At 70.5% G+C, this 22,892-nt stretch carries 20 protein-coding genes; 2 read left to right on the top strand and 18 right to left on the bottom strand.

Annotated features, from left to right (window positions below; genetic code table 11):
* Nucleotides 1-33: 33 nt before the first annotated feature.
* From CMC5_RS17120 to CMC5_RS17060, 13 genes are all read right to left on the bottom strand, one after another.
* A complete protein-coding gene (locus CMC5_RS17120) occupies nucleotides 34-1,776 on the bottom strand; it encodes a beta-L-arabinofuranosidase domain-containing protein (protein ID WP_342673953.1) in 1,743 nt (580 codons plus the stop codon).
* A gap of 349 nt (nucleotides 1,777-2,125) precedes the next feature.
* Nucleotides 2,126-2,893, bottom strand: coding sequence for a cysteine hydrolase family protein (locus CMC5_RS17115; protein ID WP_063796293.1), 768 nt, complete (start codon nucleotides 2,891-2,893; stop codon nucleotides 2,126-2,128).
* 16 nt (nucleotides 2,894-2,909) lie between these two features.
* Entirely contained in the window at nucleotides 2,910-3,239 is a 330-nt protein-coding gene (locus CMC5_RS17110) for a hypothetical protein (RefSeq protein WP_050431442.1), read from the bottom strand.
* A gap of 302 nt (nucleotides 3,240-3,541) precedes the next feature.
* Nucleotides 3,542-4,705 carry a 5-(carboxyamino)imidazole ribonucleotide synthase gene (purK, locus tag CMC5_RS17105; protein ID WP_082362557.1) on the bottom strand — a complete coding sequence of 388 codons (1,164 nt, stop codon included), beginning with the start codon at nucleotides 4,703-4,705 and terminating at the stop codon, nucleotides 3,542-3,544.
* The gene (gene purE, locus CMC5_RS17100) at nucleotides 4,702-5,226 is read right to left on the bottom strand and encodes a 5-(carboxyamino)imidazole ribonucleotide mutase (RefSeq protein WP_245678476.1); all 525 of its coding nucleotides are present in this window, start codon (nucleotides 5,224-5,226) and stop codon (nucleotides 4,702-4,704) included. The genes purK and purE overlap by 4 nt, the downstream gene beginning before the upstream one ends.
* A gap of 8 nt (nucleotides 5,227-5,234) precedes the next feature.
* Nucleotides 5,235-5,561, bottom strand: coding sequence for a tellurite resistance TerB family protein (locus CMC5_RS17095; protein WP_050431441.1), 327 nt, complete (start codon nucleotides 5,559-5,561; stop codon nucleotides 5,235-5,237).
* Between the two features lie 171 nt (nucleotides 5,562-5,732).
* Nucleotides 5,733-6,275 (bottom strand): hypothetical protein, encoded by a 543-nt coding sequence (locus CMC5_RS17090; RefSeq protein ID WP_050431440.1) that lies wholly within the window; start codon nucleotides 6,273-6,275, stop codon nucleotides 5,733-5,735.
* An 82-nt stretch (nucleotides 6,276-6,357) separates the two neighbouring features.
* Nucleotides 6,358-7,113, bottom strand: coding sequence for a hypothetical protein (locus CMC5_RS17085; protein ID WP_050431439.1), 756 nt, complete (start codon nucleotides 7,111-7,113; stop codon nucleotides 6,358-6,360).
* Nucleotides 7,114-7,385: 272 nt separating this feature from the next.
* A complete protein-coding gene (locus CMC5_RS17080; RefSeq protein WP_050431438.1) occupies nucleotides 7,386-8,132 on the bottom strand; it encodes a hypothetical protein in 747 nt (248 codons plus the stop codon).
* A gap of 166 nt (nucleotides 8,133-8,298) precedes the next feature.
* Nucleotides 8,299-8,901 carry a hypothetical protein gene (locus CMC5_RS17075; RefSeq protein ID WP_050431437.1) on the bottom strand — a complete coding sequence of 201 codons (603 nt, stop codon included), beginning with the start codon at nucleotides 8,899-8,901 and terminating at the stop codon, nucleotides 8,299-8,301.
* Between the two features lie 188 nt (nucleotides 8,902-9,089).
* Nucleotides 9,090-9,815, bottom strand: a complete 726-nt coding sequence (locus tag CMC5_RS17070) for a hypothetical protein (protein ID WP_050431436.1) — start codon at nucleotides 9,813-9,815, stop codon at nucleotides 9,090-9,092.
* Nucleotides 9,816-9,944: 129 nt separating this feature from the next.
* On the bottom strand, nucleotides 9,945-12,662 hold the full coding sequence (locus tag CMC5_RS17065; protein WP_050431435.1) for a HEAT repeat domain-containing protein: 2,718 nt from the start codon (nucleotides 12,660-12,662) through the stop codon (nucleotides 9,945-9,947).
* A gap of 72 nt (nucleotides 12,663-12,734) precedes the next feature.
* Nucleotides 12,735-14,447, bottom strand: coding sequence for a TolB family protein (locus CMC5_RS17060; RefSeq protein WP_050431434.1), 1,713 nt, complete (start codon nucleotides 14,445-14,447; stop codon nucleotides 12,735-12,737).
* On the opposite strand from CMC5_RS17060, the gene CMC5_RS44630 reads away from it, so the two are divergent.
* Nucleotides 14,446-14,607 (top strand): hypothetical protein, encoded by a 162-nt coding sequence (locus CMC5_RS44630; RefSeq protein WP_156338660.1) that lies wholly within the window; start codon nucleotides 14,446-14,448, stop codon nucleotides 14,605-14,607. The genes CMC5_RS17060 and CMC5_RS44630 overlap by 2 nt on opposite strands.
* A gap of 176 nt (nucleotides 14,608-14,783) precedes the next feature.
* Here the strand turns inward: CMC5_RS44630 and CMC5_RS17055 are convergent, their stop codons facing one another.
* The 3 genes from CMC5_RS17055 to CMC5_RS17045 all read right to left on the bottom strand — a co-directional run bounded on the left by CMC5_RS17055 (nucleotide 14,784) and on the right by CMC5_RS17045 (nucleotide 17,261).
* A complete protein-coding gene (locus CMC5_RS17055; RefSeq protein WP_050431433.1) occupies nucleotides 14,784-15,623 on the bottom strand; it encodes a hypothetical protein in 840 nt (279 codons plus the stop codon).
* Between the two features lie 523 nt (nucleotides 15,624-16,146).
* A complete protein-coding gene (locus tag CMC5_RS17050; protein ID WP_050431432.1) occupies nucleotides 16,147-16,935 on the bottom strand; it encodes an SDR family oxidoreductase in 789 nt (262 codons plus the stop codon).
* The gene (locus tag CMC5_RS17045; RefSeq protein WP_050431431.1) at nucleotides 16,932-17,261 is read right to left on the bottom strand and encodes a nuclear transport factor 2 family protein; all 330 of its coding nucleotides are present in this window, start codon (nucleotides 17,259-17,261) and stop codon (nucleotides 16,932-16,934) included. The genes CMC5_RS17050 and CMC5_RS17045 overlap by 4 nt, the downstream gene beginning before the upstream one ends.
* A 101-nt stretch (nucleotides 17,262-17,362) precedes the next feature.
* Here CMC5_RS17045 and CMC5_RS17040 point away from each other — a divergent pair, with 101 nt between their 5' ends.
* Nucleotides 17,363-18,277 (top strand): LysR family transcriptional regulator, encoded by a 915-nt coding sequence (locus CMC5_RS17040; RefSeq protein WP_050431430.1) that lies wholly within the window; start codon nucleotides 17,363-17,365, stop codon nucleotides 18,275-18,277.
* 336 nt (nucleotides 18,278-18,613) lie between these two features.
* Here the strand turns inward: CMC5_RS17040 and CMC5_RS17035 are convergent, their stop codons facing one another.
* Both CMC5_RS17035 and CMC5_RS17030 read right to left on the bottom strand, forming a co-directional pair.
* Complete coding sequence (locus tag CMC5_RS17035) at nucleotides 18,614-19,555, bottom strand: penicillin-binding transpeptidase domain-containing protein (protein WP_050431429.1); 942 nt, start codon at nucleotides 19,553-19,555, stop codon at nucleotides 18,614-18,616.
* Nucleotides 19,556-19,729: 174 nt separating this feature from the next.
* On the bottom strand, nucleotides 19,730-22,801 hold the full coding sequence (locus tag CMC5_RS17030; RefSeq protein ID WP_050431428.1) for a helicase-related protein: 3,072 nt from the start codon (nucleotides 22,799-22,801) through the stop codon (nucleotides 19,730-19,732).
* Between the last annotated feature and the right edge of the window lie 91 nt (nucleotides 22,802-22,892).

Genomic DNA, 22,892 nt, shown 5'->3' with positions numbered 1-22,892 from the left:
GCACGGCAGAGCGAAGGTGCCACGCGTGGCGCTTCAAGGTCGCGGAGGTGCGGTCGGTGCGGTCGGTGCAGCCGGCGCGGTCGGCGTCGGCGCGCCCGAGGCCCCCTCGCGTGCAGGGGTCTGCCCGGCTGCGGGTGCCTTGCTGGGAGCAATGGTCTTTCCTCCCTGGCCCTGAGGTGCCGCCGCGGGCGCCTCCTCGTCGGTGCCGAGCGCAGCGGCGGCCTCCCCCACCGTCGATCCCGCCGCACGGTAGCCCAGGTAGCGGCCGAAGCTGCGCATGGACTGGCTCCAGTGCTTCGGGCTCCTCGGCCTCATCGCGTCCACCCCGATGTCGGCGAGCTGGTCGCCCGTGCGCAGCCAGCGCTTGTCGCCCGTGAGCGCGTACGCGGCGCCGAACACCGGGACGACGAGCAGGTTCAGATCCGCCGTCCCGCTGTCGTCGTAGGCATCGGTTTCGCAGCGCCACAGGTAGCGGAAGGCGCGCCGGTCGGAGGTGAGCGCCTGCTCTTCCAGCCACTTCGCAGACCGCTCCACCACACCGACGATGCGCCGGTCGCCCGTGAGCGCGTGCACGTCCATCAAGGCGTCGACGAGCAGCGCGGTCATGAACGGCGACGCCCCCTTCGGCCCCCGCTCACACTCGCTCGGGTCCGCGCGTGTCACGTCGTGCTCGAAGGCGCCGCTGCTGCTGCGCGCCTGCCAGGCCACCGTGCGGTCCACGAGCTCGTCGAGGGAGGCCTTCACGTCGGGCCGCGGCTCCAGCGCGTAGTAGCTGGCCAGGATCATCATGGTGAACGCCATGTTCCGCTCCGTCGCGAGGAGCTGGTCCTCCTTCTTCGTCTTGAAGGCCGGGATGCTCAGCCGCAGCGCCTCGCCCATGGCGACGATCGCCTCCTTCGAGGCGGGATCGCCCGTGAGCAGGTAGTCGTCGAGCAACCCTTGCGAGACCATGCGCCGCAGCGCGCCCCACCCGATGGGCTTCTCGGGCGTCCACCCCTCCGGCTGACAGACGTGGACCGCCCACTGCCTGTCGGGGCTGAACCGGATCTCGTTGCCGCGGAACCAGAGCGCCTCCGCGCGCGCCCGCTGGAACCGCGCCGCATCGCCGTAACGGAGGAAGCGCTGATAGAGCGCGTGCGGGCTGTCGTAGTAGGTGCGGTGCTGCCCGGAGCACGCCACCTTCAGCGTGTCGAAGGCGGGCGACATCGTCGACAGCCCCTGCTCGATGCGCTGCTCGAACTTCGGGAAGCGCTGGTCGTCGAGCGCCGGCACCTGCGGCCCGCTCACCAGGCTCTGGCCGTACCAGGACGCGGGCAACGTCGCCGTGATCGGCCCGTCCGGATTCGGGGCGAGGGGCGGCGACGGGCGCCGGTTGGCCTCCGCTTCCGGCCCCCAGATGATCTGGTAGAGGTCCTGCTCCTTCGCCCCCACCTTGGCCCGGAACGCGACCAGGGCGCTGCGGATGGAACCGTCGCGAGGCCACGTGGCGAGCACCTGGACATGGACGGGCACCGGCTTCCCGCGGCCGTGACGGAGCGCGATCTTCGATGGATCCTGGATGGCGCCAGGCGGGAACGGAACGCCGAGGGAGACGACGGGCTCCTCTTGCCCGGCCCCTGCCGTGGCAGGCGCCTCGGTGACCCCAGGCGCTCCGGGGGTGCCGGCTTTAGGGCTCTGTCCACCACTGGCGCTGAGCAGAACGGGAAGGATTCCTTGATGACGGGTGGGTCGCCGCGCGGGGTCCGTGGGCGCGCTGTCCCGCGCCGCGGCTTCCATCTGGGCGCGTTGCGCGCGCGCTTCGGCCTCGGCGCGAACCCAGGCGCGGATCCGCGCCGACGCCGCCGCGCCATCGTCGGTCGGAGGAGGCCCCCCACAGCTCGACGTACAGGCCGGGATCGCGCAGAGAAGCAGAAACGAGGCGAGCCGGATCGCGCGGGAGCCGCGCGCCCAGGACCCTGAGGGAGGCACGCCAGCAGCCGCGCAGGCCGAGGGACGTGCTCGTCGGGTGGAAACAGCTCGTGCCATGTCCGGATTGGATGCCGGCCGGTCGCCGCTGTGTTCGCGCGGCGCGACATCGGTCGCGGGCGGATCGCAAGGCGCTCGCGGCCTCGCGCTGGTCAGCGCTTCAGCTCGCCTTCGGACGAGACCGCTTCGCAGGAGACCGCTTCGTGGGAGATCGCTTCGCAGGAGACCGCTTCGCAGGAGACTTCTTCGCAGGAGACCGCTTCGGACGAGCCTCTCGCCCCGACGTCCGGGCCGTGCTGCGCTCGCGACGCTTGCGGGGCCGCGCAGGCTCGTCCTTCGCGGCGGCCGGGGTGAGCTTCTTCAGCGCGATCTCGTCGCTGCGGCACACCTGGACCCGACAGAAACGCACGAGCTGGTCGAGCGCGGTGTCGTGGTCGAGGTCGCTCTCGGCGGCGCAGCAGTCGGAGAGCACCGAGATGGTGTACTCGTGCATGTGCGCGTCATGCGCCGTGAAGAAGACGCAGAGGTTGGTCGCCATGCCCGTGAGGATCAGCCTGCGTGCCCCGAGGTGGTGCAAGAGCGGCTGCAGGGCCGTGGAGAAGAAGCCGGAGTGCTTGGGCTTGACGATGAAGTAGTCGTCCTTGCGCGGCTTCAGCTTGCGGACGACGGGGCGCCCGCGCGCCCCCTGTCGGCTGCAGTGGCGGTAGATGTCGCCGAGATCGCTGCGCCAGTGACCGAAGTTGTCGTTGACGTAGATGACGGGGAACCCCGCGGCGCGGGCTTCGTCGAGGAACGGCACGAGCTGGTCGGCCATCTTGCGGGCCCACGGCAGCACCTTCTCGCCCCCCGGAAACTCCAGATCGTTCACCACGTCGATGACCAGCACCGCGGTCGCTTCGGCGGCGTGCTTCCTGGAAGGTGCGCGCATCAGGGACGGGTCGCCCTCACTCCTCGACCGAGAAGTCGACGATGCGGTGCACCGTCCAGTGCACGCTGCCCGGCACGAGCAGCCCCTCCAGCTCGCGCTGGTGCTGCGCGTGGTAAGGCACGCCCTTCATGTCGCTCCACGCGCCTTCGAGATCGGACAGCGAGTCGAGCTGAACCTCGAGCTCGATCCGCCCCTCGCCCTCACCGATCGCACCCTGAATGAAGCGGATCGCGCTGGGCTTCCAACCGATGCGGTCTCCCACGTCGATCGCCCACTTGCGGAGGTGGGTGATGCACGCGTTCGTCTGTCCTTCACGGGCGGTGAAATGCCATCGAGCGATGTACATAGCGGGCTCCCCTTCCTGGACACCGTTGCACGCCGCAAACGGTTCGCGGGAGGACAATCGGGCCGACCGTCGGGGGCGTCAAGCGGGCTCCGGGCACCTCGACGGGACGATGGTCACGTCCACCCGACGACGGGGACCCCTTCGCCCCGACGACAGGGACCCTTTCGACCCGACGACAGGGACCCTTTCGACGCGTCGCCTTTGACGCGCCTTCGACGCACCGCCTTCGACGCGCCGCGTTCACCCCTCGCGCGCTGGAGCGCCAGCATGCGACAGGCCCCCCGGCGCGCGCGGAGGTCGTCTCAGCCTGGCAGCGGCAGCGAGGGCTGACCCCCGAGGCGCGCCATCGCCAGCTTCGCCGCGGCGAGCGCCTCCTCGGGCGTGCGGCCCGTCGCGGAGAGGTGCCCCATCTTGCGACCTGGCCGCGCCACACGCTTGCCGTACAGGTGAAGCCGCACCCCCGGCACCTCCAGCGCCGCCTCGAAGGGTGGTGGCGCATCGCGCAACCAGAGATCCCCGAGCAGGTTGACGATGGCTGCGGGGCGCACGATCTCCACCGAGCCGAGCGGGAGATCACACACGGCGCGCACCGCCTGTTCGAACTGGCTGGTGGCGCAGGCGACCTCCGAGGCGTGGTAGCTGTTGTGGGGGCGCGGTGCGAGCTCGTTCACCAGCAAGCGGCCATCACGCAGCAGGAACAGCTCCACCACGAGGATGCCCTCGAGGCGCAGCCCCACCGCGAGATCGAGCGCGATCTGCACCGCCTGCCCGGTGACGCTCGCCGAGATGGGCCCGGGCAGCAGGGACCACTCGAGGATCCGGTTCCGGTGGTGGTTCAGCGCGGGGGGATACACGGCGAGCTTGCCGCTCGGGCTGCGCGCCACGAGCACGCTCAGCTCGGCCTGGAGATCCAGCGCTTGCTCCACGACGGCGCGACCGCCGCCGATCTGGGACCAGAGCTGCTCGGCCTCGGCCAGATCCAGAAGCTCGGCCTGACCCCGGCCGTCGTACCCGCCGCGGCAGGCCTTGATGAAGCACGAGGCCCCCATCTGGGCCACCGCAGCGCCCAGCTCCACGGCACTCGCCACCTCCCGGAACGGGCCGACGGGAAACCCGTTCTTCGAGAGCCAGGCCTTCTGGATCCCGCGGTCCTGCACCATCCCCATCACCTGGGCGGAGGGCCTGACCGGCGCCACCTTGGCCGCAGCCTCCAGCGCGTTCACCGCGATGGTCTCGATCTCCAGCGTCACCACGTCGCAGCGGGACGCCAGCTCCACCGCGGCATCCACGTCCTGGAACGAGGCAGAGACCAGCCGATCGAGCACCGGGCGCGCCGCGCAGTCGGGATCCGGATCCAGGGCGTGGACCTGATAGCCCAGGGTGCGCGCAGCCAGCGCCGTCATGCGGCCGAGCTGGCCACCGCCGAGGATGCCGAGGGTCGTTCCGGGAAGGATGGGTCGGTTCACAGGATCACGGCGTCGCGGAGGACGGCGGCCTCCTGGGCCGCCCGGAAGGAGGCGAGACGCTCACGCAGCACGGGGCGCGAGAGCGCGAGGATCGAGGCGGCGAGCAACGCAGCGTTCGCCGCACCTGGCTTGCCGATGGCCATGGTCGCCACCGGGACGCCCTTCGGCATCTGGACGATGGAGAGCAGCGCGTCGACGCCGTTCAAGGCCGTGGCGGGGATGGGCACACCGATGACCGGCAAGGTCGTCTTCGCGGCCACCATGCCCGGGAGATGCGCCGCACCGCCCGCCGCAGCGATGATCACCTGGATCCCTCGCCCAGCGGCCGTCTGCGCGTAGTCGAACATCCGGTCCGGCGTGCGGTGGGCGGAGACGACACGCGCTTCGTGGGGGATGCCGAGCTGTGTCAGGAACTCGCTCGCCGGCGCGAGGTGCTCCCAGTCGCTCTTGCCGCCCATGATCACGCCGACCCACGGCGCCTCGCCGGACGTCGGCGACACCTCGGAGGGAGCATCGCTCATGGTGACACTCAGGCGGTGAGCTGCTCGAGCAGGCGCAGCGACTCTTCTTCTTCGGGATCGACGTTGCCGTCGGCCGCGATCATCTTCCGCGCCGTCTCGAGGAACAGCTCACGGTGGGCGCGCGGGATGAGCTGAGGATCGAGCATCTCCGCCTCCGGCGGCACCTCGAGCCAGGCCTTCACCTGGGCCTTCTCGTCCGCGTTCAGGTGGAGCTTGGTGATCAAGCTGCCGATGAACTTTCGCTCCTTGGGCTGGATTTCCAGGTCAGCCCAGGCAAACGAGCACACGAAGCGCATGAGCTGGAGGCGTTCCTCCCGCGAGAGCTTGTCGAGCATGCGGGGCACTCTAGCCCGGTCGCCGGAGCAGAAGGATCGAATTTCGGCGGGCCCCCGACGCAGGGTGAGCATCCGGCCCGGGCGCACCCGGGGCCATGGAAACCCACGACAGGCGAGAAGAGGCGCGGAGCAAGGAAGCGCACGCCGCGATGTGCGACGAGCGCCCGACGCTCACAGCGCGAGGCAGACGCTCGCCGACGCCCCGCAGGCGCTGCACTCGGCTCCGACGCACGGGGCGACGATCCGCGTGACGCACGTCTGGTCCGGGTAGCAGTACTGGGGACCGTAGCAGGGCAGCTGCGCGAAGCACCCGGCCTGGGGCAACGCCTCGAAGGGAGAGCTGTCGGCACACCCCGGCACCCGCCATCGGCAGTGGCCGACCTGCGCTACACACTCGCGCTCGGTGAGAAACGAATGGCACGGGTACAAGGTCGGTGTGCTGCAAACGTCGTCCGGCGGCACCTCCACCTCCCAGGTCCCGTCGCCGCTGCAGACGGCGAGGAAAGACGGACACCAGGTGTCGTCGGGGTAGGCGCAGCGCAGCCCCGTGCCGGCGCAGGGCGTCCCCTCGCCAGGGGCCTGCTCGGGACAGCCTTGCGCTGGCGTCTCTGGCGAGTCGCCCCCTCCTTGCGGAGGCTGCTCCACCACCACGTCCCCGCACCCTGTGAACAGGTGCAGGGCGAGCCCGGCGATCAGCCAGGGCGCGTGCCGCATACGATGCTTCCTTTCATGCTCGTTCACCGTCTCCTCACCCTTGCCAGAAGCCCTCGAAGCACGCCTCTCGCTCGCTTTCAGATCACGGCGCGACGCAGAGCATCTCGGTCTGGCCGCAAGCCTGGCACGCCTGGCCATGACATGGGTCGAAGACCCGCTCGGCGCACACCAGCCCCGGGGAGCAGAAGTCATTGTCCACGCAGGGAACCGCTTCGAAGCACCCTGCCTCGGCCAGCGCCGGCACGGGATCATTCGGCTCGGCGCAACCGGGAACGAGCCACCGGCACGAGCGCTCCGAACTCTTGCACTCGGCCGCCGTGGTGAGCAGGTCGCACGGAGGCACAGGCGGGGGGTTGCAGGTGACGTCCGTCATGTCGTTCACCTCCCAGGTTCCCCCCTCGGTGCAGGCAGCCACCTGATCGGGACACGAGAGGTGCGGCGGGTAGTCGCAGTGCAGGGCCACGTGCGAGCACGGCGCGCCCTCCACCGGCAGCTCGTCGGGGCACAGGCGGATTTCAGGTGGGTTGCAGACGACCCTGCCTCGGTCTTCAACGTCCCAGGTTCCCTCGTCGGTGCAGGTGGCCACGGCAGTTGGACACCAGTCGCCCGGTGGGTACTCACAGTGCAGGGCCTCGTACGAGCACGGCGCGCCGTCGTTCGGCACTTCCTCGGGACAGACCTCGACCTCCGGGGGGTTGCACTCCGCGCCCGGAGGGCACTCATCGCTTTTGACGCTCGAACTGCACCCAGCGAGCAAGGGCAGGGCCAGCGCAGAGGTCGCCGCCACGGTCACGATGAACGGCGCTCGCGGAGCGCGACGCTTCTTCGGTTGCTTCATGATCCCTCGTCACCACCTGGACGCTTCGACGCGCCACGCCATCGCCCCCCCCCGGCTCCCGTGCATGATGCCGCAAGTGGATCACTCTCGAGGACACGAACCAGCAGGCCGAACCGAGATCATTTCGATACCCGAGAGATCGGGATGCAAGAGGTCTCGCCCCGAGAGGGCGACACACGAAAAATGCGCTGAGCCCATGATCCAGCTCAGGGCGGACCCTCGTCATGCACCACGACCACGATCTCCCCGAAGCTGCGGGTTCGCTCGACGGCTCACGGCGCGACGCAGAGCATCTCGGTCTGGCCGCAAGCCTGGCACGCCTGGCCATGACATGGGTCGAAGACCCGCGCGGCGCACACCAGCCCCGGGGAGCAGAAGTCATTGTCCACGCAGGGAACCGCTTCGAAGCACCCTGCCTCGGCCAGCGCCGGCACGGGATCATTCGGCTCGGCGCAACCGGGAACGAGCCACCGGCACGAGCGCTCCGAACTCCCGCACTCGGCCTCCGTGGTGAGCAGGTCGCACGGGGGCAGAGGTGGAGGGTTGCAGGTGACCACGCTGCGGTCGTCCACATCCCAGGTCCCGTCGTCGTTGCAGGTGGCCACGAAGTCCGGGCACGAGATGTCCGGTGGGTAGTTGCAGCTCAGGGTTTGCCCCGAGCACGGCGCGCCCGCCTCCGGCACAGCTTCGGGGCACACATCGACTTCAGGGGGGTTGCAGGTGACCCCGGTTCGGTCTTCCACGTTCCAGGTTTGCTCGTCGGTGCAGGTGGCCACGAAGGTCGGACACGAGATGCCCGCCGGGTAGTCGCAGCCCACGCCCACGTCCGAGCACGGCGCGCCGTCGTCCGGCACTTCCTCGGGACAGACCTCGACCTCCGGCGGGTTGCCCACCAGTCCCGAGCGGTCTACGTCGCTCGAGCTGCACCCGGCGAGCAAGGGTAGGGACAGTGCAGAGGTCGCCGCCACGGTCACGATGAATGGCGCTCGCGGAGCGCGACGCTTCTTCGGTTGCTTCATGATCCCTCGTCACCCTTTGGACGCTTCGACGCGCCACGCCATTGTTCCCCCCGGTTCCCGTACATGATGCCGCAAGTCGGTCGCTCTCGAAGACCCGAACCAGCAGCCCGAGCCGAGATTGTTCGAACCCCGAGATCTCCTCGAAGGGGCGGGTACGCTCGATGGCTCACGGCGCGACGCAGAGCATCTCGGTCTGGCCGCATGCATCGCACTCCATGCCATGACATGGGTCGAAGACCCGCTCGGCGCACACCAGCCCCGGGGAGCAGAAGTCATCGTCCACGCAGGGAACCGCCTCGAAGCACCCAGCCTCGGCCAGCGCCGGCACGGGATCATCGGGCTCGGCGCAACCCGGAACGAGCCACCGGCACGAGCGCTCCGAGTTCCCGCAGTCGGCCTCCGTGGTGTGCACGTCGCACGGGGGCAGAGGTGGGGGGTTGCAGCTGACCACGGTCAGGTCGTTCACGTCCCAGGTCCCCTGGTCGTCGCAGGTGGCCACGAAGTCCGGACACGAGGTGTCCGGTGGGTAGCTGCAGCTCACGCCCACGTCCGCGCATTGCCCGCCCTCGACAGGGACTTGCTCGGGGCAGCCCACGTCCGGCTCATCGGGCGGGAACGGGGGGTTGCAGGTCGCGCCTTCGATGCACAATCCGCTGTCACCCGAGGTACACCCGGCGAGCAAGGGCAGGGTCAGCGCAGAGGTCGCTGCCACGGTCACGGTCAGGATGAACGGCGCCCGCGGTGCGCGTCGCTTCTTCGGCTGTCTCATGGTCCCTCGTCATGTCTTCGACGCCCCGGGGCGCCATCTCGTTTCCCCCCCGGGCTCTGCAGCAGGATGCCGCCTGCGCGCGCTCGTGCATGGCCGGCCGAACGGTGGAGCATCGAGCGCCCGGGCGCATCCCGGTCGACGCACGGCTCCATCGCGCTCGCGATCGACTCACGGTTCTTTGCGGCCCTTCAAAGCGCGACGCAGAGCATCTCCGAGAGGGCGCACGCGTCGCACACGTCGCCATGACACGGATCGATGGAGCGCTCGACGCAGGTCATCCCACCCGGGCACCAGGCCTCATCGTCACAGCCCTGGAGCGGAAAGCACCCGGCCTCCCCGAGGAGAGGTGCCGTCACGTCGGGGTCCCAATCGCATCCAGGCTGCAACCAGCGGCAGAGGGGGGAAGCCACCTCGCACTCGGACGCGGACATGCCGTAGCAGAGGTCGGGCGGAGGCGGGTTGCAGGAGGGATGCGTGACCATCCAGCTACCGCTTTCGCAGCTCGCGTAGGTCTCCAGCCATCCGCACTCGCTCTCGCCGGGGTAGGAGCAGCCCTCGTTCGGGGCGAGCTCACACGCGCTGCCCTGCTGGGGGACGCTCGCCGGACACGCCACCGGAGGGGGGTTGCACGGGCCGAACTCGACGGTCTGGCCCCACGTGCCGCCGGCGCCGCAGATCGCCTCGACATGCTCGGCACACGAGTGGGCGGCGGGGTAGTCGCAGCGCTTGCCGATCTCGTTGCACGAGGTGCCGACCGAAGGGGGTTGCTCGGGGCAGCCATCGGCCTCCGGCTCCCGCTCGTCGGCGACGCTCGCTCCACAGCCGGGGAGACCGGCAATGACGGCCGCGGAGGCCACGGCCACGGTGACGATGAACGGGGCGCGGGGTGCGCGGCGCGGCTTCTTCTTTTGCATGATCGCGGTGTCTCCCCAGGCACAGTCTGGCTCAAGCTCGAGGCACGCCAGAGGCTCGGAGCGACGTTGAAGCACGAAGGATGCCGAGAGGGGTCGCGCCTCAGCCGACCAGGGGCGCTGGCACCGCGATCAGCGGACCAGGGGCGCGGGCACCGCGAGACGAAGCGTCCCGCTCGGGGCGCTCGCCTCGAACAGCGCACCCCGACGATCCGCGAGCCCGAGGCGCATCAACCCGTCGGGGCGCACCAGTGCGAAGGGTGCGCGCTCCAGCGGCGAACGCCGCCCTTCGGGGACCACGAAGACCGCCACGCCATCCCGCACCGTGGAGTCGGGGCGAGCCGACACGGGCTGGGGCGCACGCGCGCAGCGGAGCGCCACCATGGCGTTGCGATCGTCGCTCTCGCACCGCGCGAGGGCGCGGGCGTCGGCAAGGCCTTCCTTGCCAGGCTCCCTGGCGCTGCGGGTGAGGTGCTCGGCGGCCGCGAGCCGCACCGCCTCGGCAGGATCGCGGGCGAGCAGATCCCGCGCGAGGGTCCGGTCGCAGCGCGCTCCGGCGACGGTGAGCCCGGAGAGCGCGTTGGCGCGCACGTAAGGCCTGCTGTCGGTGAGGGCGGGGCAGAGCAAGGGCGGCGCGGCGGCCGGCTGGTTCGTGCGCGCGGCGACGCGCCCGATGGTGGCGGCGGCGTTGCCGGCGACCGTCACGTCCGGATCCTTGAGCGCAGCGCCGAGCGCGCCGAGCGTGTCGCGGCCCCCCACGAGTCCCAGCGACCACACCGCGCCGGCGCGCACGCCGGGATCGGCGTCGGTCACGAGACGACGGAGGGTCTGCACCTGCTCGGGGTGACCCGCGAGCGCCTCGGCGACCTTGCGGCGATCGTCGATGCCTCCCCGGGCGAGCCGCGCGAGCGCCTCCCCGGCGGCCTTGTCGCGGGTGCGACCGAGCCCCTCGATCAGCGCGTCACGTGCAGCCTCGGGGGCGCTGGCGACGGCGGCCTCGACCTTGCGCACGAGCGCGGGATCCGCCGTCCTGGCGAGGGCGCCCGCGATCGCGATGCCGAGCGCACCGCGATCTTGCTCGGCAGCGACGGTGAGGCGTTCGAGGAGGACGCCGGCCGCGCCTTTCCCGGCGACCCGGGAGAGGGCGACCGCGGCGCGGAGGCGCACGTCGGCGGACTCGTCGTCGAGCGCGCCGAGCAGGACCTTGTCCGCGGCGCCCGCAGAGATGCGCAGGGAGCCGAGCGCCTCCAGGGCCGCGAGGCGCAGCGCCGTGGACTTTGCCTTCACCAGGGGGAGCAACGCCTCCTGGGCCCTCGGGGAGCCGGTGCGCCCGAGGAGACGGGCCAGCTCGATGCGCTCGTCGAGGGGCGTCGCGACGTCCTGGAGCAGCGCGCGGGCTGGATCCACGGCGCGGCCGTCGGCACGCGCAGGATCGAGGAGGGCCATCGAGGTCAGGATGGCCTCGCGACGCACCGAAGGGTCCTCGTCACCGAGCAGCTCGAGCACCGTGGGGAGTGCTGCGGGATCACCGAGATCCGCGAGGGCCCGCAGGCCGAAGCGGAGCGGGACGACGCCGCGCTGCATGCCCCGCACGATGGCCTCGCGGGCCTCGCGGGGCGCGGTGCCCGCCGTGGTGTCCGCACGCGCCCCTGCCTCTGCGGTGCTCGCCGGGGTCCCGGCCGCCGCGTCACGCCCGTCGCGCCCGGCGCGCGCTTCCCGCGCGGACGCCGCACCGAGGCGGCCGAGGACGAGGGCGGCGCCAGCGCCCGTGTTGCCGAGCGGAGAGCCGGAGAGCGCGGCAACGAGGGCCGGCGCTGCGGTCTTGCCCGAAGCGACGAGGGCGTCACGCACGGGGGACCGGGGTGCGCCGGCGTCGTCCTTCGCGAGCGCGGCGACGAGCAGCTTCACCGCAGCCTCGGAGCCGATGCGACCGAGGGCCCGGAGGGCGGCCTCGCGGACCTCGCCACGACCGCCGCGATCGTCCTGGGGACGGCCGGGCATGCGCGGGAAACCGAACGGCGAGCCGAGGGTCCCGGCGTCCGTGTCGTCCTGGCTCGCGAGGGGGGCGATCGCGAGGGTCGCCTCGTCGGAGCGCAGCTTGCCGAGGGCGTTCACCGCCTCGATGCGGACCTCCTGCGCCGTGTCCTGGAGGGCGAGCATGAGGGCGCTGACGGCGCGCGTGTCGCCCAGCTCGCCGAGGGAGCGCGCGACGGCGCGGCGCACCTCGGGGATGGCGTCCTGCACCTTGCCGATCAGGGGGACCACGGCGCGCGCGTCCCCGATGCGCCCGAGGGCGCGCCCCACCTCCGCCCGGACCTCGGGCGCGGTGTCGTCGAGGTGACCGAGCAGCGCCGACACCGCCTCGGTGAGGCCCGAGCTTCCCATCGCGGCCGCCGCGGCGATCCGCACGTTGGGATCGGGATCGCCGAGCACGCGGCCGAGCGCCGTGACGGAGCGGTCGGTCGGCGCGGCGCGGATCACGTCACAGGCCGCGAGGCGGAGCCGCGCGTCGCCCTCGCCGAGCCAGTCGATCACCAGGTCGCCGGCGCGCGGGAGGCGAAACCCGATCGCCGCCTGGGCGACGCGCAGCCGCACCTCGACGTCGGGATCGGCCATGGCGCGCTGGACGAGCTTCTGCGCCGTCTCGAGCGGCAGCTCACCGAGGCGCTGGGCGGCGAGGCGGCGCTCGACCACGTCGCCGGACGTGAGCGCGCGCGCGATCTGGTCGGAGACGTTGGGCCAGAGGAAAGCGCTGGCGTCGGGCGCTGCGACGAGGGGAGCCAGGGAGAGGGCGGCCGCGAGCGCGACGCGCAGGCGACGACGGGGCTCCACCGAGAGGGCGCGGGGCATGGGGGGGAGGATAGCCTGAACCACGGCCGGATGCGGCCGTGGTTGCGGCCGTGGTGGCGTCGTCGAGGGAGACTACTGGGGCGGGGCGATCTGGAAGACGTCCCAGGCAGGGGTGTGGTTGTTCTCCCCGGGCGGCTGCGTGGTCACGTAGACCGCAGGGTAGGCCCGCTCGATGGTCTCCACGCCGTTCACCACCGAGGTCACCACGCCGCTCACGTAGAGCTGCGGGTTGTTCGCGTCCCGCCGCGTCGACGAGAACGTCAGCCAGTAGTAGCGCTTGCCGTTCGCCGTCTCCACGCTCGGCGCCCAGCGCGGCCACGAGTTGGTGATCCCGGGGCTCGGCCGGTTCGTGCAGGCCGGCGCGTCGTTACCCTCGATGCGCACCGCCGTCCCACCGCCCGCGGGCACGATGAGCACCTCGGCGAGCGGCTGGTTGTACGAGCTGTTGCCGAGCGCCGTCGGGATGCGGTTGAACGCGAGCAGTTTGTCTTCGGGCGAGATGACCGGGTAGAACTCCTGGTAGTCCGGCTCGCTCGCGCCCGGCAGCGGGGTGGCGTCGCCGCCTTGCCGGTTGTTGTAGGGCACCGTGTAGATGTCCATCGTCGGGTCGTTGGCGTTGCTGCTCGCGACGACGCCGCTGCCCGAGCCGATCGACGAGGTGTACGCGATGGTGCTGCCGTCGTGCCACCACGTCGGCGAGGTGACCGGGCGCGGATCGCCGTTCCGCGCGAGGAGTCCCCAGCCCGTCGCCGGGTCGGTGGCGCGCAGATCGGTCCAGGCCAGCTCGCCGCGGTTGCCCGTCTCGGGGCTGTAGAGCACGGAGAGCGCCACGGCGTCGGTCGGGCTGTAGTGGCCCGCCGAGAGCACGGGGGCGCCCTGGGTGACGCGCGCGAGCAGCCCGAGGGCGACGTCCGTCACCATCTGAGGCGGGGGAACGGCAGCGGTGCCGTCGGCGAGCCGCGCGGTGTTCGCGCGCGCGCCGTCCATGAGATCGCGGGTGAAGAACACCAGCTTGCCATCGGGTGACGACGAGTGGCAGCTCACGCAGCCCGTATCGTCGCTCACCGCAGGCGGGGTGATGACGGTCGTCACCTCCTCGTCGCCGACCGTGAAGCCCTTGAGCGCCGTGCCACCCGAGCTGGTCCAGTAGACGATGCTCCCGGGCGCCGCGACGGGCGCGATGTGCACCACGCTGTCGAGCCCGAGGAAGGGCCCGTCGCCCAGGGTCCCGCCGTCGTCGATGCGCACGCTGCGCACCTGGACGCGGATGTCGAGGCCCGCGCTGTTCCTGGTGAGCCCTTGCCACACCTCACGCGAGATCGTGTAGCTGGACTGCGAGGTGTACACGACCAGATCGTTGTTCTGGTTCGACACCGACAGGCGCAGCTCGACGACGTTGTGCTCGGGCGGCAGCGCCCACTCGAAGCGGAGCGGCGTCCAGTTGGTGGGCACCAGGGCTTCGGGCGAAGGCTCGGCGACGCAGGGGCCGCCCGTGTCCGACCCGGGGTTGTCCTTGAAGATGCCGACGATCTCGGGCGTGATGCCGTCGTCGATCTGCGGATCGCTCGGGAAGTCGTTGAAGGTGGAGGGGAAGACGGAGGCCGTCGAGCCACCATCGCCGCCGCTGCCACCCGTCCCGCCACTGCCGCCGGTGTTGCCTCCGGTCGGTGTCGACGTGGACGAGGATGCATCGCTGGAGCAGCCCACGCTGCCAGAGAGGCCAGCCCCGAAAGCCCCGGTGAGGGCCACGAGGAGCGCAAAGCCAAGTCGAGGGGGATACTGCATGATGTTCGAGATCTTCCGGGTGCCAGCGCTCACGTCAAGCGTGGAGGCGCATGCAGGAAAATTCCGGGATCCGCGCGGTGCGATCCGCACTTCCGAAGCGAGCCGGATGCGCGAAATGGATTGCGCGCAGCCATCCCGTGATGGCCACGAGATGCTGTGATCCACGGCATTCACGCAGTGAGCCGCTGAGCGTGCGACGCGCCGAACGTGTGCAACGAGGCGAGAGCATGCGACGAGCCGATGAAGGAGACGCCGAGCCCCACGCGCGAAGATCCCAGGCGCGAGGCTCGGCAGGCTGGATTGGCGGGAATCAGCGGCGGGAATCAGCGGCGGGAATCAGCAGGAGGAAGCGGGCGGCGTCGGCGTCGGCGTGCCCCCGTGGGGCGGATCGTTCCTCGGCGGCGTCACGCCTGGACCGCTCGGCTTGTTCGTGTTCGTGGCGGGCGTCGCGGGGTACAGCTCGGAGAGCGAGAAGACGGTGACCAGCGCCGGCTCGCCGAGCGCCTTGCTCGCCACCTCGGCCGCCTCGCGCGCGCTGCGCACGAGTTCGAGGACGACGCCGTCCACGAGATCGAGCCGCTCGGTGTGCTCCGGCGTGCCGCGAGGTCCGGCGATGGCCTTGTCCGCGGCGCGCACCAGGGTGGCGTGCTCCGCCAGCTCGGTGACGGCGCTCGGTCCACCGCGCGAGGCGACGATGGGTGCGATGGTCGCATCCCCCAGCGCGAGCCGCAGCTCGTCGAGCTGGTTGGCGAGCGGCCCTGCATCCTGCGGCGCGACCGAGCCGCGCGCGAGGACACTGTCGATGAGGCGTATGGCCTGCTCCACGTCGGCCCCCTCCGTGCGTGCCAGCGCACGACGCCCGCTGGTGAGCACGGCGCGCGCCCGGAGCCGGATGTCCAGCGCGTCGCGGAAGGCGCGATGGTAGCCGAGGGAGTTCTGTTTCTTGGTGGTGCGTCGCCCTTCGCGGACGCCGCCCGACGTGACGAGTTCTTCGTAAGCCGCGGCGAGTTCGGTCGTGTCGGCGCTGCCGAACCCGAAGTCCACGAGCTTGCTGCCGTGGGTCTGGAGGGCGGCGAGCGTCTTGCGGGCCTGCGCTAACACCAGCTCGGAGCCAAAGCGGCGTCCCTGCGAGATGAGTTCCGTGCGCCGTCCAGGCGCGATGTTCGTGAGATCCATGGTTTCCTCCCGTGCCGGACAATTCCGGCGTCGTCATGTGCAGGGATGTAGCAGCGGCAGATCGACCGGCAAGGAATGGGAAAGAAAGGAACATGGAAAGGCACGATTTCGACGGACGCCGCCGACCAGGAAGGAAGCTGTTCCGTCGTGGACACGGAGGAGCGTCACACACGGTGACTCATGCAATTCAGACCACCGGAAACTGACTCCGGGTCACCGGGAATTGACCGGAGAGCACCGGGAACTGACTTCGGGTCACCGGGAATTGACTCCGGGTCACCGGGAATTGACTTCGGGTCACCGGGAACTGACTCCGGGTCACCGGGAACTGACTTCGGGTCACCGGGAACTGACTTCGGGTCACCGGGAACTGACTCCGGGTCACCGGGAATTGACCGGAGAGCACCGGGAACTGACTCAGAGGCCGTGGGTCACCTCGCGCAGCCACCCCTCACGCACGAGCCGCCGAGCAAGCCTCGCTTCCCGACGTCTGCCACGCGGTGCACACGTCGGGGCGATGACCTCAGACGGTCCGGACGGTGCCGCCGTCGATGATGAACTCGGCGCCGTGGATCGCGGCGGCGCGATCGGAGGCCAGGTAGGCAATGAGATCGGCAACCTCGTCAGGCTCGGCCGCACGCCCGATCGGGATCCCGCCCAGAGCATCGAGAACAACTTGCCGCGCCTCATCGACCGTGCCGCCACTGGCGGCCTGCAGACGCTTCAGCAGGTCGACGGACGACTCGGTCATGATCCAGCCGGGGGAGACGGCGTTGACCCGCACGCCCTTCGGCCCCAGCTCCTTGGAGATCGACTTGCTGTACGTCCTGAGCGCGGCCTTTGCGGCGGCGTAGCCAGTGGTCGATTCGGGAAGCGGCAGGATCGATTGGATCGACGTGACATGCACGATCACGCCGGCCCCCCGTTCCATCATCTGCGGGACCAGGAGGCGATCGAGGCGGACCGTGGCCAGAAGGTTCAGATTCAGTTCGGCAAGCCAGTGTTCGTCCGTCAGGGCGAGAAACCCGCCGCCCGGCGAGGCCGAGCCGCCGATCACGTGGGCGAGGATGTCGACGCCGCCCATCCGCTCGAGCGCCGCCTTGGCCAGGGTCTCCCCACCTTCGGCCGTCGTCAGATCCGCCCGGACGAACTCGACGCCGTCGATGGGCTCCAGGGTTCCGCGGGCTGCGGTGATCACCCGGGCGCCCCCGGCCAGGAAGCGGTCGACGGTGGCGCGGCCCAGACCCTTGCTGCCGCCGCTGACGAGCACACGCTTCCCAGCAAATTCCGCGGGATCAGCTCTGAGGTTCACAGCGTGATCTCCAGTGCTTTGATGGCGTCGTTTTCGAGCGTGAAGCGATAGGTGAAGCGGATCGGGCTGCCCTTGAAGTCGCCATGGGCAGGGCCTTCGACCACGACCTGACCGTCCTCGTGGCGAACGGCATCCGGCGTGAAGATCGCCTTGACGGCGATCACCTCGTCTTCGAACAAGGTTCGCAGCTCGGCGTGGCCCTCGTGACGTTTTCCGTTGTCCGAGAGGACCGCATCGGCGGCAAAAGGCTTCAGCATGCCGTCCACATCGAGTTGTGCGTTGGCCTCGACGTAGGCGGCTATGGGTTTGGGGAGTGCGGATGCCATGAGTGTTCTCCTCTGCATTGGTTCGCTTCGGAGAGATTAGTCTCGCCAAACATAAAGAGAATGCGCTGAATCGTGCATGCTATAGGTAGCCAGGCTTAACAATGCGTGACGACCTATCCGGGCTTCGGGCCCTCCTCTGCGTGGCCGAAAAGCGCAGCTTCCGGGCGGCGGCCGCCGAGCTGGGGGTAACGCCATCTGCCGTGAGTCAGATCGTTCGCGCCCTCGAAGAGCGCGTCGGTGTGCGTCTGCTTCAACGAACCACGCGCAACGTCGGCTTGACCGAGGCAGGTGAGCATTTCATCGCGCAGCTCAGGCCTGCATTCGACGGCATCGACGTCGCGTTCGAGTCGCTCATGGCCATGAACGGCCGCCCGTCGGGTCTGTTGCGCCTGACGATGCTCCGAACCGGCTACGACGAGGTCGTCAAGCCGAAGCTCGCGGCCTTTCTCGCCGCGTACCCCGACATCCGGATCGACATCTGTCTCCAGGAGGCGCTGTCGAACATCGTCGCCGAAGGCTTCGACGCGGGGATACGCCTCGGCCACAGCCTCGATCGCGAGATGATCGCTGTTCGCGTCAGCCCGGACCAGCGCCTCGTGGTCGTCGGCTCACGGGACTACTTCGCGCGCCGAGGAAAGCCCACGCATCCGCGCGAGCTCCACGAGCACGAGTGCATTGGTCTGCGCATGTCGACGGGCGCAGTCGCCCGGTGGAAGTTCGTCGAACGCGACAAGGAGCTGGAACTGGCCGTCGACGGCCGCGTCGTGACCAACGATGGATCGGTCCTGGTAGACGCCGCCGTCGAGGGCGTCGGCCTCGCGTACGTCTTCGAAGACATGGTGAGCGGGCTCGTGTCCGAGAAGCGACTCGTGCGGGTGCTCGACGGGTATTGCCCGCGCATCCCGGGCTATTTTCTCTACTACCCGAGCCGGCTGAACCTCGCCCCCAAGCTCGAGGTGCTGATCGACTTTCTGAAGAAAGGTGGGGGCTCCCGGCCGAGAATGCGCAGGGGTTGAGCCCGGGTGCGCAGCAGGCATACCGCGCAGTCGGGGCTGGAGCCGCGCCGTGAAGGCTTCGCTCGGGCCAAGCTCCACCCCGTGAGCCTCAACGCGCCCAAGGCGTCATCCGTTTCGAGATTCCAGAGGACACGCTGCCACCGGAGCATCCGGCGCGGATGCTCTGGCTCATCTTCCGCCTTTCCCGGTCAGCTCTCGAGTTCGGGTCACCGGGAATCGACCGGAGACCGCATCACGTCCTGAAGGCAGCGGTCGGGTGGGACGTTCCCTGCGCGTCCGGTCGTCGCTGGCGTGCAGAACGACCTGCCGCACGATCGGCTGCCTCGAGCTGAACGCTCACGGGGTCGGGTCGGGCAGGACGGGCGCGTCGGCCGGAATCAAGGAGAGCGACTTCAGCATGTCGCGCACGAGGACGGCGCGCTTCGGAGGCGGGAACTCTTTCCAGATCCTCGCACCACTCGCGTTGAAGGCGTAGACGTACGCGTCGTCGCCGCGTTCCAGGAAGCCGACGAACCAGCCGAGATCGTTGCCAGGGACGCTGGTGTCGGTGCCCGACTTGCCACTGAGGCGGTACGACGAGGTCTCTTCGAGGAGCATGATGCGCTTCAAGGTGTCGGTGGCGTGCGCGGAGACGCCGAGCTTCCCTTCGTAGAGGCGCTGCAGGAACTGGATCTGCTCTTCGGCGGAGATGGTCAGGGCGCCGGTGAGCCAGAAGTCGTCGACGCCGCTGGACATGTCCTGGTTGCCGTACGCGAAGGTGGCGAGGTGCTGCTTCATCCGCTCGGGGCCGATGCGGCGCGCGAGCTCGCGGTAGTACCAGACGATGGAGTGGCGGAAGGCGGAGCGCAGGGTCTGCTGGTCCTTGTAAAAGGCCTTGGGCCACCAGTCGCGCGGCGGGTCGCTTTCGCGCTTCCAGGGGAGGGCGAAGTCTTCGCCGGTGACGACGCCGGTCTCGAGCGCGATGAGGGAGTTCGGGATCTTGAAGGTGGACGCCGGGGTGAAGCGGGTGCGCGCGCGCTCGGGGTTGTGGCGGAGGGTGCGGCCCGTGCGGAGGTGGCGGACGACGAAGGTGCCGCGCAGCTCGAGGGGGGCCAAGAAGCGAGAGAGGTCGACCTCTTCGTCGGCAACGGGAGGCAGCGCGGGCGCCTCGGCGGCGGAGAGCGCTGGAGGGGCCGAGGTGGGCTGCGCGGGCGGGGCTTCCGCAGGAGGCGCCGGCGGGGCGGTGGGTGCGCACGCGAGGAGGCCGAGGAGCGGAAGAGCACGAAGGGAGGGGCGCATCGGGGAGGGTCTAGTGCGTGAGGACCGTCGTCACAACCTCGGGTTCATGAAGGTGTAGGGGGGAACGCTCCTCGGCGTCATGCGCTGAGACGCGGGTCATGCGCTGAGACGAGGATGGAGGCGCGCTCGGACGAGGAGGGTGCGAGGTCCGGGAAGGATCGCTGCGTGGCGAGGTCAGTGGAGGATGGCAGCAAGGAGGGGGGAGACGGCGAGGGTCGCGTCCGCTGTGTGTTCGATCTCGGTGCGCTGGCGAAGGCCATCGAGAAGCGCGGCTTCGGCGTACCGCACGGCGTGGAGGAGGACAGGGTCGCTCTCGGGGTGAGCGGACACAGGGGCGCGGAGGAGGACGCGCAGCAGAGGGGCGCCAGGGAGGGACGGTGCCTGACGTGAGCGCGCGTCAGAACCGGGTTGGTGCAAGGAAGCGTCTGGGCCGAAGTGAAGAGCACGGTGGGTGCCGTCGGGAAAGACGAGCGCGCCGTGCAGGGTGGTGGAGCGCTCGGTGACGGCGCCCTGGTCGAGGAGAACGCACTGTCGGACGGCGACGAGGAGACCGAAGGGTGTGGGGTGCGGACGAGGGGCGAGGTCGGATGGCCACGTGAGGTGCGCGGCGCCGAGCGGGGTGCTCGAAGCGATGCGCTCGCGAAGCGCGCGAGCGATGCAAGGGACGTTGAGGCCGAGCGGGGTGGCGAGGGTGCCATCGTCGCGGATCACGGGGACGCCGGTCGGGTCGGTGCAGGCGTAGGGGCGGTCGTCGATCGCAAGGACGGGGGCGGGCTCGAAGGCGCCGTGGATCTCGTCGCCGTGCGCGGAGAACTGGAGGGTGGTGAAGCCCTCGGCGTCGGTGGCGGAGAGGGCGCGGCGGGCGAAGAGGGCGAGGTCGCTCCAGGTCGCGACGCCAGGGTCGAGGTCGTGCGGGGCGTGCTGGGCGCCAGCGTAGCGGTCGTGGAAGGCACGCCATTGCTCGAAGCCGCGATGGACGAGTTCGGAGAGGCGGGTGTGGTCGGCGTCGGTGAGGGGGCCGAGGGGGGCGCGGCCGAGGAGGTCCTGGAGTTCCTCGGGGGGGATGAGGGACATGACGCGGGTGAAGAGGCCGTCGAAGCGCTCGGCAGGAACGAGGGCGCTGGCGATGGTGCGGAGCTTGTCGCGGGCGGCGGCGTAGGTGTCGACCTCGCGGCTGTGCTGGGTGACGAGGGTGTCGACGAGGATGGTGCGGAGGGAGAGGAAGCGATGCACGCGGCCGATGCGCTGCTCGAGGTCCATGGGGTTCCAGGGGACGTCGAGGTGGACGAGGCGGCGCGCGATCTGGAGGTTCAAGCCTTCGTTGCCGGCAGGTGAAGAGATCAGAAAGCGGGGGCCGTGCGGGTCGCAGAAGGTGGTGACTTCGCGGGCGCGCTGGGCGTCTGTCTGGCCGCCGAGGAGGAGGGCGGGGCGTTCTCCGGTGCGTCGCGTGAGGTAGGCGGCGACGGCGGTGACGGTCTCGATGGGCTGGGCGAAGAGGACGACCTTCTCGGGGGCGCAGGGTTCGAGGAGGCGGGCGTAGAGGAGGTCCCAGCGGGCGTCGTCGGTGCGGAGGAGCTGCACGGCGTCGAGGAGGAGGGTGGCGAGAAGCTCGGGATCCGGTTGGAAGCCAGGGTCTTCGATGACGTCTTCGAGGTCGTCGAGGTCGTCGGCGGCGCTGGTGGCGTCGGTGGCGTCGGTGGCGTCGTCGTTCGTGGTGTCGTCGCGGGTGGTGTCGGCAGCGCGGCGCTGGCGGGCGATCTCGCGAGCGAGGCGCGCGTGGAGGGCGCCGATGGGTTCGTCGGGTGCGCCGAGACGGTAGGGGCGAAGGGCTTCGAGGGCGGGGCGGAGGGCCGGGAGGTCGGCCGAGGTGAAGCCAGCGCGGATGGCATGGCGGACGAGGTAGCCGAGGCCAGCGTGGACGCTGGAGGTGGCCCACTGGAGGGCCTGGGCGGCGCGCCAGCCCGAGGCGCGTCGGGCAGGCAGGGAGAGGGTGGAGGCGGCGGCGCAGGTGGAGGTCGCGGGGCCTGCGGAGCGGCTCGTGCTGTCGATGGCGGCGGCCTTCTCGTTGCCGAGGGGAGCGGCGGTCGTAGCAGCGGCGGCGGTGGCCGGAGCGCGGTCGGGGTCGAAGTAGTGGTGGATGGCTTCGACCCAGGCGCGGTGCTCGGGGGGCAGGTCGACGACGAGGGGGGGGTTGATGCGGCGGCCCGGGAAGAGGGGGCGGCCGTGCCAGTCGTGGACGTCTTCCTTGGTCCGGTAGATGACGCGGCCGGCGAGGGCGGTTTCGTCTTCACCAGGGGCGAGGAGGAGGCGGAGGAGGTTGCGGAAGCGATCGGGTTGGCCCTGGTGCGGGGTGCCGCTCATGAGCAGGAGGCGGCCGCGATCGCCGAGGCGCTCGGCGAGCTGGGCGACGAGGCGGTACTGGGCGCCAGGGCGGCCTCCGAGGGGGGCGGCGTCGGAGAGGTGGTGGCACTCGTCGACGATGATCAGGTCCCAGGGCGGGGCGGCGAGGAACTCGGGGAGGCGGGTGTCGAGAGCAGCGCGGTGGATGCTGGCGAGGACGCAAGGGTCGGTGAGGGAGGCGTCGCGATCGGTGGTGGCGACCCAGGAGCGGAAGGCGAGGCCGAGGCGGTCCAGCTCGCGGCGGACGTTGCGGGTGAGGCGGGCGGGGGCGAGGTAGAGGACGCGCGCGGCAGGGTCGCGGGCGAGGATCTCGCGGACGAGGAGGCCGGCTTCGATGGTCTTGCCGAGGCCGACTTCGTCGGCGAGGAGGACGCGGCGGAGGTGGGGGTGCTGGAGGATGTGCTGCACGACGCTGGCCTGGTGCGCGAGGGTGACGACGGGCTGGGCGTCGAGGCGGCGCTGGGGGTCTTCGAGGACGAGGAACCAGGCGAGGAGTCGGTCGAGGCTGCGCTGGGAGAGCGCGGGCCAGGGGGTGGTGGGCGGGTCGGGGCGCTGGAGGTCAGGAACGCGCTGGAGATCAGGACCGCGCTGGAGAAGCTCGGCAGGGGTGGGCAAGGGCTCGGCGCGGCGGGCGTCGACGTGGAGTGCGGCGGGCGGAGGCGCAGCGGCTCCGTCGGACCAGAAGCGGGCTGGTGGGCGGAGGAGGTCGAGTTCGTCGAAGCCGAAGCTGCGGTGCGCGCGGAGGAGGGTCCAGGGGGTGGGATCTCCCGCTCGGCGCAGGACGGTGCGGTCCTGGATCGAGGGAGCAGCGGAAGCGCGGAGGGAGTCGCGGGGAGGGCTGGTCATGGGGGGTCGTCCAGGCGAGGAGCGGCACGCGAGGGCGGCCCGGGAGGTTCACGTGGAAGCCCGGGTGACGCCCTCGCGGAGAGAGAGAAGC

This window comes from Chondromyces crocatus (assembly GCF_001189295.1).
In the GTDB taxonomy this organism is placed as follows: Bacteria; Myxococcota_A; Polyangia; order Polyangiales; family Polyangiaceae; genus Chondromyces; species Chondromyces crocatus.
The sequence above is the reverse complement of the archived record's forward strand: the minus strand, read 5'-3'. Positions and strand labels throughout refer to the sequence as shown.

Excerpts from the sequence above, each read along its gene's own strand:
- CMC5_RS17070 (WP_050431436.1), bottom strand. The coding sequence starts at position 9,815 with ATGCAAAAGAAGAAGCCGCGCCGCGCACCCCGCGCCCCGTTCATCGTC.
- CMC5_RS17040 (WP_050431430.1), top strand. The coding sequence starts at position 17,363 with ATGCGTGACGACCTATCCGGGCTTCGGGCCCTCCTCTGCGTGGCCGAA.
- CMC5_RS17030 (WP_050431428.1), bottom strand. The coding sequence starts at position 22,801 with ATGACCAGCCCTCCCCGCGACTCCCTCCGCGCTTCCGCTGCTCCCTCG.
- CMC5_RS17060 (WP_050431434.1), bottom strand. The coding sequence starts at position 14,447 with ATGCAGTATCCCCCTCGACTTGGCTTTGCGCTCCTCGTGGCCCTCACC.
- CMC5_RS17055 (WP_050431433.1), bottom strand. The coding sequence starts at position 15,623 with ATGGATCTCACGAACATCGCGCCTGGACGGCGCACGGAACTCATCTCG.
- CMC5_RS17085 (WP_050431439.1), bottom strand. The coding sequence starts at position 7,113 with ATGAAGCAACCGAAGAAGCGTCGCGCTCCGCGAGCGCCGTTCATCGTG.
- CMC5_RS17075 (WP_050431437.1), bottom strand. The coding sequence starts at position 8,901 with ATGAGACAGCCGAAGAAGCGACGCGCACCGCGGGCGCCGTTCATCCTG.
- CMC5_RS17120 (WP_342673953.1), bottom strand. The coding sequence starts at position 1,776 with ATGGAAGCCGCGGCGCGGGACAGCGCGCCCACGGACCCCGCGCGGCGA.
- CMC5_RS17080 (WP_050431438.1), bottom strand. The coding sequence starts at position 8,132 with ATGAAGCAACCGAAGAAGCGTCGCGCTCCGCGAGCGCCATTCATCGTG.
- CMC5_RS44630 (WP_156338660.1), top strand. The coding sequence starts at position 14,446 with ATGATGTTCGAGATCTTCCGGGTGCCAGCGCTCACGTCAAGCGTGGAG.
- CMC5_RS17090 (WP_050431440.1), bottom strand. The coding sequence starts at position 6,275 with ATGCGGCACGCGCCCTGGCTGATCGCCGGGCTCGCCCTGCACCTGTTC.
- CMC5_RS17045 (WP_050431431.1), bottom strand. The coding sequence starts at position 17,261 with ATGGCATCCGCACTCCCCAAACCCATAGCCGCCTACGTCGAGGCCAAC.
- CMC5_RS17065 (WP_050431435.1), bottom strand. The coding sequence starts at position 12,662 with ATGCCCCGCGCCCTCTCGGTGGAGCCCCGTCGTCGCCTGCGCGTCGCG.
- CMC5_RS17110 (WP_050431442.1), bottom strand. The coding sequence starts at position 3,239 with ATGTACATCGCTCGATGGCATTTCACCGCCCGTGAAGGACAGACGAAC.
- purE (WP_245678476.1), bottom strand. The coding sequence starts at position 5,226 with ATGAGCGATGCTCCCTCCGAGGTGTCGCCGACGTCCGGCGAGGCGCCG.
- CMC5_RS17035 (WP_050431429.1), bottom strand. The coding sequence starts at position 19,555 with ATGCGCCCCTCCCTTCGTGCTCTTCCGCTCCTCGGCCTCCTCGCGTGC.
- CMC5_RS17115 (WP_063796293.1), bottom strand. The coding sequence starts at position 2,893 with ATGCGCGCACCTTCCAGGAAGCACGCCGCCGAAGCGACCGCGGTGCTG.
- CMC5_RS17095 (WP_050431441.1), bottom strand. The coding sequence starts at position 5,561 with ATGCTCGACAAGCTCTCGCGGGAGGAACGCCTCCAGCTCATGCGCTTC.